Source organism: Candidatus Colwellia aromaticivorans, from assembly GCF_003333305.1.
Lineage (GTDB): Bacteria > Pseudomonadota > Gammaproteobacteria > Enterobacterales > Alteromonadaceae > Colwellia > Colwellia aromaticivorans.
Window position 1 is genome coordinate 67,317 of the sequence record NZ_QOLD01000014.1, and the last position, 16,329, is coordinate 83,645.

The 16,329-nt window shown below is 36.1% G+C and carries 11 protein-coding genes; 4 read left to right on the forward strand and 7 right to left on the reverse strand.

Annotated features, from left to right (window positions below; genetic code table 11):
- Window positions 1-34: 34 nt before the first annotated feature.
- Both pdsS and pdsR read right to left on the reverse strand, forming a co-directional pair.
- Window positions 35-2,260 (reverse strand): proteobacterial dedicated sortase system histidine kinase, encoded by a 2,226-nt coding sequence (gene pdsS, locus DWA31_RS02385; RefSeq protein WP_245942447.1) that lies wholly within the window; start codon window positions 2,258-2,260, stop codon window positions 35-37.
- On the reverse strand, window positions 2,247-2,963 hold the full coding sequence (gene pdsR, locus DWA31_RS02390) for a proteobacterial dedicated sortase system response regulator (protein WP_114325071.1): 717 nt from the start codon (window positions 2,961-2,963) through the stop codon (window positions 2,247-2,249). The genes pdsS and pdsR overlap by 14 nt, the downstream gene beginning before the upstream one ends.
- A gap of 318 nt (window positions 2,964-3,281) precedes the next feature.
- Between pdsR and pdsO the strand changes: the two genes are divergently transcribed.
- Window positions 3,282-4,118 carry a sortase-associated OmpA-like protein PdsO gene (pdsO, locus tag DWA31_RS02395; RefSeq protein ID WP_114325072.1) on the forward strand — a complete coding sequence of 279 codons (837 nt, stop codon included), beginning with the start codon at window positions 3,282-3,284 and terminating at the stop codon, window positions 4,116-4,118.
- A 282-nt stretch (window positions 4,119-4,400) separates the two neighbouring features.
- On the opposite strand, the gene murI is transcribed toward pdsO, so the two are convergent.
- Together murI and dinG are read right to left on the reverse strand one after the other, a co-directional pair.
- Window positions 4,401-5,216 carry a glutamate racemase gene (gene murI / locus DWA31_RS02400; RefSeq protein WP_114325073.1) on the reverse strand — a complete coding sequence of 272 codons (816 nt, stop codon included), beginning with the start codon at window positions 5,214-5,216 and terminating at the stop codon, window positions 4,401-4,403.
- 174 nt (window positions 5,217-5,390) lie between these two features.
- A complete protein-coding gene (gene dinG, locus DWA31_RS02405; protein WP_114325074.1) occupies window positions 5,391-7,526 on the reverse strand; it encodes an ATP-dependent DNA helicase DinG in 2,136 nt (711 codons plus the stop codon).
- 124 nt (window positions 7,527-7,650) lie between these two features.
- Here dinG and DWA31_RS02410 point away from each other — a divergent pair, with 124 nt between their 5' ends.
- From DWA31_RS02410 to DWA31_RS02425, 3 genes are all read left to right on the forward strand, one after another.
- The gene (locus DWA31_RS02410; protein ID WP_114325075.1) at window positions 7,651-10,122 is read left to right on the forward strand and encodes a DNA polymerase II; all 2,472 of its coding nucleotides are present in this window, start codon (window positions 7,651-7,653) and stop codon (window positions 10,120-10,122) included.
- A gap of 374 nt (window positions 10,123-10,496) precedes the next feature.
- Window positions 10,497-10,799 carry a DUF2956 domain-containing protein gene (locus tag DWA31_RS02415; RefSeq protein WP_114325076.1) on the forward strand — a complete coding sequence of 101 codons (303 nt, stop codon included), beginning with the start codon at window positions 10,497-10,499 and terminating at the stop codon, window positions 10,797-10,799.
- A gap of 583 nt (window positions 10,800-11,382) precedes the next feature.
- Complete coding sequence (locus DWA31_RS02425) at window positions 11,383-12,564, forward strand: cystathionine beta-lyase (protein ID WP_114325078.1); 1,182 nt, start codon at window positions 11,383-11,385, stop codon at window positions 12,562-12,564.
- 149 nt (window positions 12,565-12,713) lie between these two features.
- On the opposite strand, the gene DWA31_RS02430 is transcribed toward DWA31_RS02425, so the two are convergent.
- From DWA31_RS02430 to DWA31_RS02440, 3 genes are read right to left on the reverse strand one after another with little or no spacing between them, the layout of a single operon-like run.
- Entirely contained in the window at window positions 12,714-14,120 is a 1,407-nt protein-coding gene (locus tag DWA31_RS02430) for an alkaline phosphatase (protein WP_114325079.1), read from the reverse strand.
- Window positions 14,121-14,164: 44 nt separating this feature from the next.
- Window positions 14,165-15,406 carry an endonuclease/exonuclease/phosphatase family protein gene (locus DWA31_RS02435; protein ID WP_114325080.1) on the reverse strand — a complete coding sequence of 414 codons (1,242 nt, stop codon included), beginning with the start codon at window positions 15,404-15,406 and terminating at the stop codon, window positions 14,165-14,167.
- Window positions 15,403-16,035, reverse strand: coding sequence for a TetR/AcrR family transcriptional regulator (locus tag DWA31_RS02440; protein ID WP_114325081.1), 633 nt, complete (start codon window positions 16,033-16,035; stop codon window positions 15,403-15,405). Before DWA31_RS02440 ends, DWA31_RS02435 begins: the two co-directional genes overlap by 4 nt.
- Window positions 16,036-16,329: the final 294 nt, after the last annotated feature.

A 16,329-nucleotide genomic window follows, 5' to 3' on the forward strand; every position in this document is an offset into this window, starting at 1 on the left:
TAACATTATAGGCGCGGGTCAAAAAAAGGTGTTATTAGACCTTGGTAGGCAAGCTAACATGAACCGTAACCCCATCAGGTGCTTGATGATTATAAGCGCTGATTTTCCCGTGATGAAACTGGCAAATTAATCGAGAAATATATAAACCTAAGCCAAGGTGTGGCACATCTTGCTTGTTATCATCTTTTTGGTTTATATTTCTTAATGACACCATAGAGTCGAATAAACTTTCGCTTAGTTTCTCTGGTAATAAAATGCCATTATTACTAATGAATAGTTCAGCATTATTATTGTTCTTTTGTAACTCAATAGTGATGAGTTTGTCTTGACTAAATTCAACCCCATTACTGATCACCTTGTCTAACAGCTGTACTATGTGTTCAGGTGAACCATGTAAAAGTAATTTTTTGCTTTTAAAATCTTTTATTTTATTGTTAAAGCTAAACTTTATGGTTGGATATACTTGTTGATAACCTGAAATACAGCCAGTAAGCACCTGTATTAAATCAAAATCAATTTTTTCAGTTGTTGTTAACATTTGTTCAAGGCGTGTAGCCTCACTCATATTGGTGAGGATCAAATTTAATGTATTAATGCCGGTTTGTGCTCTTTCAATATAAGGACTGTTATTTTTGTCTGTTTGAACGGCCTGTCCTTCTTGTAAACTTAAATTGTCTAATGAGGTTTTAACCACGGCAATGGGAGTTCTTAATTCATGAGATAAGCGAGATGACATGTTTTCTAAATAGTGATTGTACTCACTTAAGCGGTTAACTGCCGTGGTAAAACTGCGAGATAAATCACCTATTTCATCATTACTGTTGGAAGCCTGCATTTGGCCAATAATTCGTCCTTGCTTATCAATGGCTAATTCGGCTTGGTTAGATAAATGTCGAATACGTGATGAAATGCGTGAGGCAAACAAAATAAAGGCCAAAGCGCCTAAACTCATAATGGCTAAAATGACAGTAAATAACTTTTCTAAAGCGCGGTTTCTTAGGGTACGAATACCGTTAGTAGTTTCTTCAACAATGACAGCACCTTGTACCTGATTGTTAATAAAGATGGGATAGGCAGCAGAAAGTACCAAGGCTTTTTTGTCAGTTGTTAAACGCCATTGAGAGGTTGCTTCTCCACTTAATGCACTAACAATATGTGAGCCTTGTAAATGTTGTGCATCATAGAGTTGGTCGATAAAGTCTGTTGACGGTTTAGTTAAAACTTTATAATACAGAGGTAATAATAGTTGTTGCTTAAACTGATACCAAAGACTTTTCTTTTCATCTTCTTTGGGCTGTTTTTCCTTCGCATGCCATACACCACTGGCTGATTTTAGTGAACCCGCACTCGCTAATACTCGGTGATGTTGATCAACCACCCAAATACTAGAGTTAGTATAACGCATCCCTTTAACAATACGTTCAATCTCGGGCGAGGGTACAACAATCGTCCCCAAACTTTCGGCTTTACTGGGATCTGCTGAGCCAATTGCTGAAACTGCTTCGCTATCGTTTTTATCTACGTCAAAAAAAGCAAAAGCAATGTTATCGCCTAAATTATCTAACGGTACTCTTAATTCGACGTTATATCCTTGTGGTGTTAATAACCAGTGCCCTTGAATATGTGGTGCAGGCGCTGGAAGATTAGTGTCATCATCAGTGACGCTAAAGGCTGATATCCAACCTGCTTGTTTATTACTAATAATAAAACGATTTAAAGTGTTGTTATTATCGCTAAATGATAGGGCTAAATGATCATTGTTGGTGATGCTACGGTTATTTTTACCCCGAAAGATCATTTGGTTATCAACGATCTGAAAAAACAAATATAAATAATTATCGTATTTACCTACACTTGCTTTAAAGTTAAGACTTAATGGCTCTTTGGCAAATAGCTGTTGTTGATGGTGATAAAAGTGTGCGCGTTGGTTAAAGTCAGGCCAATCGTTATGTAGACCGTCTAATTGAACGGCTTGCGTTAATTTATAACCATAAAGATCTTTGCCTTGCTCAACATTAGGTAAAAAGCTCGCTTGATTATTAAATAGGTTCTCACGCTCATGCAACGCAGTAGCTAACGCGCGTGCAGTGCCTACTAATGTTTGCTCTTGTCCAAAGCGCAAATACTTTTCCATTTCCCAAACATATTGATAGCCAAACCAAGGAATAATAAACAGAAAACTCGAGAGTAATAATAGCTTTGATCTAAGACCAAAACGTAGTTTGAAGCGTTTACCGTTAACCATATTAGGCTTCAACATCGGTAGTGCTCTTATCACTTAACCAGCGATAGCCCATGCCATAAACGGTTTCTATGCAGTCAAAGTGGCTGTCGTGATGTATAAATTTTTTACGTATCCGTTTGATATGTGAAGTGATTGTACTGTCATCAACAAATATTTTTGAATCACTCATCAGTTGTGTGCGGTTTTTAACATGACCTGGATGTTTGGCTAATGCATGAACTAACCAAAATTCGGTAATAGTTAAATCAATAGACTTGTTTTGCCAAGTAATACTCATACGTTGGCTATCAACCGTTAAGGCGCCTGAGCGAGTGATATGTTCATTGTTAGCCGGTTGTTTTAGTGCTTCTTGGCGGCGAAATAATGCGGATATGCGGGCGGTTAAATGGGGTAGGCTAATATCTTTGGTTAAGTAATCATCGGCACCAATTCTCAAACCTGATACGGTATCAAAATCATTGTCACGTGCGGTTAGAAATATAATCGGTAAAGTAGCGGATTTAGCTCTAAGCTGCTGACACAAAACAAACCCACCGTCATATTCCTCATTTAAACCTATGTCTAAAATTACTAGGTTGGGTAAACGAAGATTAAAGGCTTGGGTAGCGGTAGATCTATTGGCATAGGTTTGTACTTGGTAGCCCTGACTACGTAATACATCGGCATAGTTTTCTCTAATAGCCGCTTCATCTTCTACGATAGCAATTCTTTTACTCATTTATGTCCACTTTTGATTGTCTTGATTTATGGATAACTTGAAACTGAAATTAACACTCATACTCGTTCTTACGTTGACTATATCTAACTTTACTCGTTAACGCGCTTAATTTTTGAAATTGCCATATTGTTGCCACATTTGCTCATTGCTTTGCCTTTATTCGAGCAGAGTAATGCCTATTTTTTGCGGTTTAATAACTCCTGTCAACAACACTGGCTTATCAACACATATTTAGTAACTCATATCTAGCAACAGAGTTTAACAATAGAGTTTTATTCACACTACTTAACAGCAAATACTGTATAAAAAGGAAACATTATGAAAAAAACGATTCAATTACCTCAAAGTCAATTAGTAAAAATTACTGGAAAAAAATTACTCATAACCTCGTTTGTTATGGCAGCTTTAGTGACTACTTCAGTCAATGCGACAGAAAACACCTCAACACTAGTAAATAAACATCAACAAGAAACTCAGAATGAGAATATTGGTTTTGGTACCGGAGCTGTTATTGGTGCTATTGTGGCTGGACCTGTAGGCGCTTTTGTGGCCGGACTAGGAGGGGTGTTTATTGCTAAATTTATTAATGTTAACGACCAGAATGATGAATTAACTAGTGCCTTGGTGAAAGAGCAACAAAAGCAATTATCTAATGAGCAAGTACAAAGTCAATATCAAGCTAAGTTACAGCGCTTAGAAACCTCATATCAGCAACAATTAGTCGCGTTAGAGCACCAACAAAATAAAACTGGACAACTGCAAGCAGACAACCTGTTAATGAGCTTACAGTTTTCTACAGGCTCAAGTGATATAGCGCCGCATTATCAAGAGCAAGTGGCAGCGTTAGCACAAATATTAAATGGCTCACCCGCGATGAAAATTGATTTGTCTGGTTATACTGATTTAACCGGTGAACAATCACTTAATCAAACCTTATCACAAGCCAGAGTTGAGTCGGTGAGAACCTTGTTAATGGCGCAAGGCGTGGACGAACAACAAATAGCGATCTTTGCTTTTGGTGAAGAGTCACCAGTGGTAGCCAATAGTGAGCGTGAAGTTAGCTTTTATGATCGCCGTGTCGTGCTGAAATTACATACTCCATCGCCAACAGAAAACCCACAAACAATAGAAAACCAAATGGCGAATAATAACTAATCCTTCGACAAGCTCAGGACAAACGGGGGAGAACTGAGAGAAAACATAATGTTTCCGTTTATCCTGAGCGTGAAGCAGTCGAAGGGTTTGATGTTGTATTTACGATATATATGGAGGTGATTATTATAATTTTATAGCGAAAAAAGAGGCTTTAATTCATAGTCTGCCTATCATTTAGCGACTTTTTAAATGTAGTAGGATAGGTGGCTATATATGATATTTTTTATAGTCTTGAAATTTTTATAACCTATAAAATGTGTTACAGGGGCAATCAATGTGTTTCTAATTAGTTGATACAGGAGTTAAATTTTTGGCTTCAAATACTTTTATGTCTTGTTCCCATAACTTACTTATAGACTTGATGACTTTGGTTGAATCTCCACTTGTCCAAAATTCAACAGTGCCGATAACACTTTCACTTTTATCCATGTTATGGCTCTGTAATCTTCTTTTAACCTCCATTGCAACAGGAATCGCTGTATCAATAATATTAGCTTTATCTCCAACAACACTTTTAATAACAACGTTGAGAAATGAAAAGTGAGTACAACCAAGCACTATTTGGTCACAACCTTTTGATAGAAGGGGGTGAATATATTGTTCTGTTATTTTTACTGCCTGCTCATTATTGTGATTAAGGTTTTCAACTAAAGAAACGAACTTGGGACAAGTTTTGGTTTCTATGTTTACCTGTTGGGAGTATTTAGATTTGAGCAAATGAAAAGATTCACTTTCTAGTGTTTGTTGAGTTGCTAGAATACCGATAGTTCCAGTTTTACTATTTAATGCCGCAGGTTTTATGGCAGGTTCAACGCCAACAATAGGGATGGAAAACTTTGAACGTAGTCTACTAATTGAATTGACAGTAGCAGTGTTGCACGCCATCACAACCATTTTGCAACCTTGGTTAATGAGAAAATTAATAATATCTTCTGAACGTTGGTTAATTATTTCTTTTGACTTATTTCCATACGGAGAAAACTCGGTATCCGCGAAGTAAATTAAATTTTCATCTGGGATCATACGTTTGATAGCGCTAACAATTGAAAGCCCTCCGACGCCAGAATCAAATATTCCTATTGGTTTTTGTCTTTGCATTTTACTATCTAGTTTAGTCTTATAAATATTGTCAATAAAAGGTAGTGTAACAAGTATATGCTTTTATAATTAATATCCGCATTGTGCACTAAGTTGTCTGCTTTGTTAAACATAAGTTAAGAATAACCTAATACAAACTAATTTATCAGAATCGACAATTTTTCTTTCTGTAATTTATCTTTCAATGACTCGTTCAAAAGGAGGCAGAGAATCCAGTAGTTGCTTGCCGTAACGCTTTGTCACTACCCGTTTGTCCATTAACGTGATCACGCCTTCATCTAACTCATTACGCAGTAGCCTACCACAGGCTTGTACTAGTTTTTTTGAGGTGTCAGGTACAGACAAGCTCATAAATGGGTTACCCCCTTTTGCGCTAACGTATTCTGCTTGTGCTTGTTCTACTGGCGAAGTTGGCACTGAGAAGGGGAGTTTGGTGATAATTAAATTAGTTAAATAATTCCCCGGTAAATCTAATCCCTCTGAAAAACTTTGTGTACCAAAAATAATACTGACTTTATTCTCATCACAACGTTTTTTGTGGCTTTCAATAATATGTTGGCGAGAATGCTCACCTTGTACCACAATATCGAGTTTATGTTGTTCACGTAATGCTTGCGCTACTTTTTCCATTTGCCAGTAAGATGAAAACAACACCAGACTCGCATTGCCTTGCGCTAGGTATTTGGGTAATTTTTTAATGAGCTCGTCAGTAAATTCTGCTGCACTTGGCTCATTGGTCATCTTGGCAACAACTAGCTGTGAATTATTTTGATAGTCAAAAGGTGAGCCGACTTGTTGATATTGGCTACCATCGTCATTTTTTAAACCCGCTTGAAAACGAAAGTGATCAAAAGAGTTGAGTGCTAATAAGGTGGCTGAACATAACACGGCTCCTTCACATTGGCTCCATAGTTTATCTTCTAATGTAAAACCCACTTCAATGGGAGAAGCACAAACTAAATAATCTTGGCGGGCATTACCTTTATTTGGGTTTTGTTTTTGTAGCCAACGCGCCATAGGTGCGGCTTTTTCACTGTCAGTTTTGGCGTACATTTTCCAAAGTGCGGTTAAATTTTCTAATCGTTGTAGCATAAAACCTGCTTCACCTAGTACCGGCTCGGCTAAGTACATTTGTGTATCACCATCTTTAACCGCTTCCATTAAGGCGCTGTATAGTTTATTTAAATGGCTTAGTGATTTTTTACTGAGTTCATGAATATCTTCTGCCCAATTTTTTAATGTTTTTGGGATAATACCATTATCAAAACGATACACTTGTTCGTCATTCTTATTGTTACCTTTAAAGGTGTTGCTGTCTTGGTTTTCAGCAAAATAAACGCTAGCATTATTATCAATAAAGGTAAGTACTTTTTGCATTTCTAGCAATAAATCTTGGCAATCATCACTTAGTTTTAAAGCAGGTGAAATTGCTCGTTGCGATTTAATCAGCTTTGCCATTTTATCGCCAGTTTCTCTGAGCTTAGTGAGCCAATCTATTGCGCCACGCAAGGTGATGCTAGCACTGGAATGATCGCGTGTTACTTTGGGAAGGTGATGAGCTTCGTCAATAATGTAATACGTTTCATCAGGCGCAGACAATATTCTACCGCCTCCTAGTTCGAGATCAGCCAATAATAAACTATGGTTCACCACTAAAACATGGGCTTGATCCATGGTTTCGCGCGCTTTATGAAACGGACAATGGCTATGCTCACTCAACCCTTTTAAGCAGCTGTGCTTATCACTTTGTACTTGTGACCATATATGGTGAGGGAGTTGGGTTTTCCATGAATCAATATCGCCTAACCAACTCCCATCAGTTAATGCTTTGTGCATGGCATTTAACGTGCGTATATCACTGGCTTTTGGTTTTTCAGCAAAGGTGAAGCCTACTTGTGGAGAATCTGAGTTATGTGAAACTGCTTGGGTGAGCTTTTGTCGACAAACATAACGTTGTCGACCTTTAGCTAAGGTAAACTCGAATTTAAGACCTGAATGTTTCTTTAAAAAAGGTAAGTCTTTGTCTACTAATTGTTCTTGTAATGCCACGGTAGCAGTAGAAATACATACTTTTTTGTCACGTGTTAACGCTAGTGGTATAGCCCCTAAGCTATACGCTAATGACTTACCCGTACCAGTGCCGGCTTCAATGGTAATTATTTTTCTATCTTTATTGTATTCACCCGCCAATGTTTTTGCTATTTCGGCAATTAAAAAGGTTTGCTGTTTGCGCGGGTTGAAATTGCTTAAGTTTTCTCCGATAGTTTTATACGCTTGACGGATCACTTGTTTTAACTTGTCAGTTAACATTTAACGGCAGTTTCCAAAGTTTAAATAATAAAGTACACTGCTGTATATATTAACAGGTTTTGTTTTTTTATAAACAAGCTAGTCGATAAATTTAACTGACAACACAAAAAAACAGATGCCAACAATGCAACAGCAAATTGAAAATGGTTTTCTATTAACGCGTCAAGCAAAAGACCGAGGTAATAGTTTACAAATAACATTATGGCTAAAAACAGCCTTTGGCGCTAAAAAACTTATTATTGATAATGAGTTAACGGTATTTTTTGTTGAAGAGCAGCAAGTCGCCCAAGCTGAACAGTTATTACAACAACAGGGAATTTTCCTTGTTAAACAGCAACTATTAGCCTTAAAAACGTTTGGTCAACAATCTGTGCACGGTTTCTATTTTAATACCTTAGGACAATTTTATCGTGCCCGTGACTGTTTAAAGTCAGCACAAATAAAATGTTATGAGGATGATATCCGCCCTGATGACCGGTATTTGATGGAGCGGTTTATTACTTCAGATATTGATTTTATTGGTGATAGCCAGACTATAGCTAATTTTGATTGTGTTAGTTTTGATCGGGTTAATCAGGCCAAGTGCAAAGTCTCGGCTGAAAAATCAGTGATTGTGTTGTCTATGTTATCGCTTGATATTGAATGTTCAATGGCTGGTGAGCTTTATTCCATTGGACTTTATTCAAAAAATAAGAGTGCCAATAATAAAAGGTCAAACATTGATGAAGGTGAACTTAAACGGGTATTAATGATAGGTGAGCCACAAGCGGGTGCTGACTCATATATTGTTTGGCTTGAAGATGAAAAACAACTATTAATCGAGTTAATTAAGCAAGTATCTCTTATTGATGCGGATATTTTTATTGGTTGGAATGTCATCAATTTTGACTTTCGTTTATTACAAAAACGCATGGATTTGCACGGAATAAAATTTGCAATTGGCCGAGATGGTAGTGCTCCTCGTTGGCGAAAAAACAACAATAATACAGATCAAATGTTTATTGAAATAGCGGGACGTGTGGTACTAGACGGCATTGATTTACTGAAAACAGCAACTTATAGCTTTCCCAGTTTTTCACTAGATAATGTTGCTAATACGTTGCTAGGTATTGGTAAAAAAATAAAGAGTACCGCTAATAGCACACCGGAAAGTAGAATTGCTGAAATTAATCATAACTTTAACCATGACAAAGCTGCATTAGCGGTTTATAACTTAGAAGATTGTCGTTTGGTTTGGTTAATATTTGAGAAAACTCAACTATTAGAATTTGCTCAACTTAGGGCACAATTAACCGGGCTCGCTATTGATAGAATAGGTGGCTCTGTGGCCGCTTTTACTAATTTATATTTGCCTAAGTTACATCGAAGTGGTTATGTTGCCCCTAATATGGGCGATGGTGAATCAGATCTTATCTCCCCTGGTGGTTATGTTATGGACTCAATTCCGGGTCTGTATGAGAATATTTTAGTACTAGATTTTAAGTCACTTTATCCCAGTATTATTCGCAGTTTCAAAATAGACCCTATGGGACTTATTGAAGGGATGAATGAAAAAACAGTGGAAACGGCACAAATAAGTGACAAATACATATCGGGTTTTGATGGCGCTTGTTTTTCAAGAGAGAAGCACTTTTTGCCTGACATTATCACCTCTCTTTGGTTAGAACGTGACAAAGCCAAATTACAAAAAAATGCAGCCTTATCGCAAGCGATTAAAATTATTATGAATAGTTTTTATGGCGTATTAGGCTCTACCGGTTGTCGGTTTTTCGATCCGCGATTATCAGGCTCTATTACTAAGCGTAGCCATGAAATTTTAAAAACGACTAAGTCATGGATTGAAACCAAAGGCTATCGTGTTATTTATGGCGATACTGATTCTATTTTTGTGCATGTTGGCTCTGAGCAGTCGTTGGCACAAAGTAAAGTATTGGGCAATGAGTTACAGCACTTTATTAATAAAAAATGGCGGCAGTATTTAAATGAAAAACTAGCCTTAGACTGTTATTTAGAAATTGAATTTGAAACGCATTTTACCAAGTTTTTAATGCCAACAATTCGTGGACAAGATGCTGTCAAGGGACAGAAAGTTGGCACAAAGAAAAGGTATGTTGGTTTAAGTGAAGGAAAACTGATATTTAAAGGGCTAGAGACAGTCAGGAGTGATTGGACACAGATAAGTAAAGTGTTTCAGCAGGAACTATTCAGGCTTATATTTAATGACTTACCTGTTGATGAGTATATTTGCACGACAGTTAATGAAATAAAGGCAGGAGTGCACGATGGTCAGCTTATTTACATGAAGAAAATTAGAAGAAAGCTTGAGGATTACGTCAATACACCACCTCACATAAAAGCGTGTTTAATTGCCAATAAAGCGTTAATGGATTTAGGACGTAAACCTAAGTATAGAAAAGGCAGTAAGATTGAGTACGTTATGACGCTAAATAGTGTTATGCCGGTAGAATTATCAAAAGGTAATCTTGATTATGAACATTATATTGATAAGCAAATTAAACCCATAGCTGATGATGTATTACCTTTTATTGGCAAATCATTTGAAATAATTGTAAGTAAGCAAATCAACTTATTTTAACAATACTCATCTCATGAGAGCGTAAAACCATTCTAATATTCTCTATTTAGACTGAATAATTAAAAGATGATGATATTGGTGTATCATGTAGCTTGACCAGAACAAAGCTACGTGGCTGATTAGTTTATTCAGCTAGTATTTAGTTGTAAGTACATTAGAGTTAAGTATACCAAAAAACTAAGTTTATCTTTGATTGAACACTGTCCTAGATCCATAGAGTTGAAATTATAATTATACATGCCTATGCAGAACAATTAGGAAAAGCTTACTATTGGAAAAGAATCCAAGCAAAAAGACAATGGATCTTCGACAAGATACTTCGAAGATGACGTTATTAATGAACTCCTGAGTAAAGTACATAGTCAAGTAATTATATGAATAAAATATCGGAAGAAACTCAAGAAAAAGCAATGAAGGTGGCAAAGAGCACTCAACGCCCACATCAAACCAAAGAACAGACTAAACTTATCGCTCAGGGGATAGAAAAGGGTATTGCGGAGTATAAAAAACAACAGAACAAGAAATCACGTGAACGAGATAAAGCGCGTAAAGCTAAATTAAAATATACCGTTGATAAACCTGAAGTTATCACTGTTACTAAATTAGAAAGTAAACTATTACCTTGGATATTATTAGTCATAAGTTGGATAGGTTTTATTACTTGGGTTAATTTATAACTAGGTTATACCAATTGAATTAGTGAATGCACCACTTAGCGAGAATTAAAAGGCTTAGAGGCAAGGCATTGATTGAATATAATGGTTATTCAGGAGAATGTGCTCCTGCATTCTCTAGTAAGCTACATCCATGTAGCGCCATTGTCAAAATCAATAACGCAGCATGTAAGCCTTTGAAACTCGCCCTTCGGGAGTCTCGCAGCAAACTGATAACATCACAAAATGAATGAAATATAGAAATAACTATGTTTAACTCATTTTGTTTGTTCTAAGCTCGCTACGTAACTCTAAGTTGGTCGATTCGTTATTTCAATTGGTATTACAGTTAGTTTATCGTTAGTTTGATGAGCTATTACTGATCCCACAAAATTTGTCCTATCTAAAAATATACAAATAGGCGCTAACACAGCATAGGTAAGTGTAATGTGCTATTTTCTTTGTTCTGTCATAAGTTATTTTTTATTTTAATAAGATAACAGGTGAAAGAAAGTCCGTTTCAATGTATAAAGATAGTTATGTTTTAGATGGCTAGATAGCCAATTTCTTTGTTAATATAATAAGTATAAAAAGGCTTTTAAAAAAGATGAAACAAGATACGAAAATTGTTACCGCAGGCCGTAAAACTAAGTGGACTAACGGTGTAGTAAACCCAAGCGTTACTCGTGCTTCTACCGTGGTATTTAATACTGTTGCAGAAATGAATAATGCCTTAAAAAACCGTAATAACCAAACGATGGTATATGGCAGACGTGGTACAACGACAGCATTTGCCTTTAGTGATGCCATGACAGAGCTTGAAGGTGGCGCGGGCTGTGCTCTTTATCCTTCTGGCACTGCAGCGATTACTAATGCGATAATTTCTTTTGTGAAAAGTGGCGATCACATCTTAATGGTTGATAGTGCCTATGAGCCAACGCGCGATTACTGCGATAAAATTCTGGCTAAAATGGGCGTAGAAACAACTTATTATGACCCATTGATTGGTGCAGGCATTGAAGCATTGATTCAACCGAATACCGTTATTGTCTTTTTAGAATCGCCTGGCTCAATTACCATGGAAGTTCAAGATGTACCAACAATTAGTGCTATAGCTCATAAGCATGATTGTATTGTTATGCTTGATAATACGTGGGGCGCCGGTATTAATTTTAAACCCTTTGATTACGGTGTTGATATTAGCGTACAAGCGGCGACCAAGTATATTGTAGGTCACTCAGACGTTATGTTAGGCACTGCAACGGCTACAGAAAAGTATTGGCCACAATTGCGCGACAATAGCTACTTAATGGGGCAATGTACTTCACCTGATGATCTTTATCTTGCTTTACGTGGTATTCGTACTATTGGCGTACGTTTAAAACAGCATCAACAAAGCGCTTTAAAGGTAGCTAATTGGTTAAAAGGTAGACCTGAGGTTGATACTATTTTACATCCTGCATTTGACTCTTGTCCGGGACATGAGTTTTTCAAGCGTGACTTTACTGGCTCTAATGGTTTGTTTTCTTTTACCTTAAATTGTGGCAATAGAGAGGCATTAACTGCATTTCTTGATGGTTTAACTCATTTTAAAATGGGGTACTCATGGGGAGGTTTTGAGTCTTTAGTTTTAGGCATTACTAGTGTGGATTCTATTCGTAGTGCTACTAAGTGGACCGCTGAATTCCCATTAATTCGTTTGCATATTGGTTTAGAAGATGTTGATGATTTAATTGAAGATCTTGAGCAGGGTTTTGAGTTGTTTAATCAGGTACTTGCTGACAGCTAACTTTATATTAGTTCATTATTGACAGCTATCGTGCTGCTCTCATTTAACACTAATGATTGATAAAAAAAGCTGAATAAAAATATTTATTCAGCTTTTTTTATTATTTAATTTACAAAATCATATAATAAAAATTACTTCACTGTAGTAGGCTATTTTCCTAATAAGGTAAATATTTTTTTTGCAATATCTGTATTATCTTGAAAGCCACGAAATATTTCGCTTTTGGCTCCGAAGGAAAATACCTGAACATCAACAGGGTTGTGTGAAGCTGAGGCACTAATAGAGCCCCATCCTGTATTTGTTCTTTTATCTATAATCTTTTTTATAGATTTTAATAACATCGAATTGATCTTAGTTGGATATTTCAATTTATGTGCACTAGGTTGAATTTGGTTATAGCTAGTTGCCGCAGTTTTACCTTCAAGTTTAGCATTTGCTAGTAAAGTGTATTCTTCTGGTGTTATGTCGAAGGTCAGTAACGTACTAATTTCATCAATACTTAATACTTCTACCGCAATTTTTTTAGATATAGCTTCTGGAGACATGTTCATTTTTCTAATGACCTGTGGATGCCATAAATATTTACTTTTAACTTCCTTACCTGAGTACCCAGTTATTTTTCCTAAAGCGAGACCTCCGGTACTATGGTCTGCGGTCATTACCACTAGAGTATCGGGGTGTGTGGAAACGTATGTTTCTAAATACTCAACCGTTTTTGCTAAATCATCCATTTCCCCCATTGCAGCAGCAATATCATTACTATGGCCAGCCCAATCAATTTTGCTTCCTTCGACTAATAAGAAAAAGCCTTGCGTGTTTTCTAATTTCGTTACAGCCGCTTTAGTCATGGTCATTAATTTATGATTGTTGACATCATCCAATGCCCACGGAAGACCTACTTTAGCAAATAAACCTAAAACCGGCTTTTGGGAAGGTAAGTAATTTAATCCATCATAACTGTCAATATAGTGGAAGCCAGCTTGTTTAAATTCATTAACGAGATTACGATCATCGCGAATGAAATACTTCCAACCACCACCTAAATATAAATCAGCTTTTATGCCATCATCAATATAGCTATCGGCAATTTTATTATAATTATAACGATGTTCATTATGAGCTAAGTAAGAGGCAGGAGTAGCATGATTAATTTGAGAAGTGACTACTACACCTGTTTTTTTTCCTTGTAATTTTGCCCATTCTAATACGGTTTGAAGTTCTTTTTTATTAACATCGACACCAACAGCGTTGTTGTAAGTTTTTACACCTGTTGCTAATGCAGTAGCACTGGCAGCAGAATCGGTGATATATCCAGATACTCGCGCAGGGTATGTACTACTCGAACCGACGAAATGACGGTCAAAAACGGTTTTTTCAATATCATTTGTGTTTGGGTTATCACTAAAGTAGCGATATGCCGTTGTGTAAGCTGGCCCCATACCATCACCGATAACCATGATAATATTTTTAGGTGTAGTTTCTTTTTTAGGTGTTGCTGTGCTAACACAAGATGCTGTACTTAAAAAGAGTAATAAAAGTGGTAGAAAATGTCTCATTTTTTTCCTGTTATTTAGTTATACCAAATATAGTAACAAATTGACTAATTCATTACTTTATTTGGTATTAATTCTACATCAACCCATACCAAACGATGATCGGATGAGGCTTGCCTATTTTTAATTAAACGGTAAGTATCTTCATCTTGTTGCGGCCAAAATACACCAGATTGTTTGATAATGAAACCAAATGTTGAAGGTAATACATAATCAGCTCTCATCCTCCAGTCGGCCGTATGATGTATACCGTTAATATTATCACTTGAATGATATTTGCCACCAAGGCTTGTCGGTAGAGAATCTTGAATTTTATCGCTGCTTAGTAGCGCAATGATACCTTGGCTTGTTTTCGTTATAACAGCATCTCCTTCAACACGAGAAGCATTTTGATCGCCAATAATAATAAAACGTTCATTAGCTTTTAAAGCACCTTTGTGGTGATTATCATCATAAATATAATCACCTTGTTTAGTATTAATATAGTCAAACCAGAAGCGAATTTCGTCATGATTGCGATTTCCATTACGATTTTCTGGGCCATCAAAAACGGGTGGAGTAGGGTGACTAGCAAGGATATGGATTGTTTCATCATTGATACTGATTGGGATATCCCAATGAGATTTAGATGATAACCTTAGTGCTTTCCAAGTTTCTTCTGTATACCAAGGCTGATTTGTTTCAGGGTTTATAGGTTTTAATGCGTTAGGCATATTATGCCATTTAAATTTTTGAAACGTTCTGATAGCTTTTTCATCAATCGGATATTTAGATAATAACACCATACCAAAATGACCAATAAAATGACCAAAACCATGGGCATCAGTAGGTAGCTGATTACTTCTACCATCATGATTCAAATCACTGTTTACTTTTACGCCAGTATTAACAGCGCCTTGATAAAAATAAGGATAGTTTATCGTTTGTTGATTACGTTGCGACTTGCCTAAATATTTATTAATGAAATAACGAATATTGGTAGCACTATCATCAACACGATCAAATTCATTTAATAATATAATATCAGGGTTAACTCGTTGAATGATTTCTGCAATGTTTTTAATTTGCTGATTATCATTTTGTAAGGCATGCGTTAGTTCATTACGCTTAATCTTTGTCGCCCCCTGCTTTGTTTTTTCAGCATAGTTTAGTGCTTCCATACTGACATTAAACGTGGCTACTCTCAGGTTAGTTGGTGTTTCTATTGTCATACCTTTACTCGAAATTACTAAGCTACAAAAGATAAGTACGAGTAACTTAACACTGCCGTGAAGAATAAATAGTTTCATTGTTTTAAGCCACAACCGCGAAGAATAAAATCAGTGAGAAAATTAGTCACATGGGTAATATCATCTTCTTTGTAATCATCGCGATTCATAATAGTTAAAATTTGATTGTCAAAATCAGCATAATGTTGTGTTGATGACCAAATAAGAAAAATTAAGTTTACGGGATCAACTGGTTGCATTTGACTATTATCAATCCAACACTGGAATATTTTGGCTTTCTCTTGAACCCATGTATTAAGATAGGTGCGCGTTAAACCTTGCAAGTGTTGCGCCCCTTGAATTATTTCCAAGGCGTAAATTTTAGATGTTTTGGGGTAAGTAAATGACATGGTTATTTTAGCTTTAACGAATTTTTCGATGGCAAGTTTAGGGCCGTCTTCAGGCAAAATATCACCAATTCCTTCATCCCACATGTTCAACGTTTGTTCTAGCACGGCATGATAAATATTCTCTTTATTTTTAAAATAATACAGCACATTAGCTTTTGGCATACCGGCATTGTCAGCAATTGCTTGCACAGTAGCGCCTTTATAGCCTTGCAAGATGAATTCATCTTGGGCAGAAGATAAAATTTTGTTAATACTAATCGCTCTAATTTTTTTTGGTTTTTTTTCATGGTGTTTTTTCATTAAATTTTGATGGTAGTGCTAATAATGAACAAAATTTTCTTGTTGATTATTAATTATTTAGTGTTGAATAGCGTTACATTGCCAATGATAAATGCTTTATATTTTGTGATAAATAACAGTAGCTATTCTTCGTTGGTTATATTCGTACTCTAATAGTTTAATCATATCGGTATTTATCAAGAAATACAAAAGCTGACCTTTTGGTGTGTTTTTAACTTTATTCTATTTTTTTTGCTCAAATTAAGTTAATTTATAGTGCTATGTAATAAAAGTATAAAATAATCTTGCTTAAAT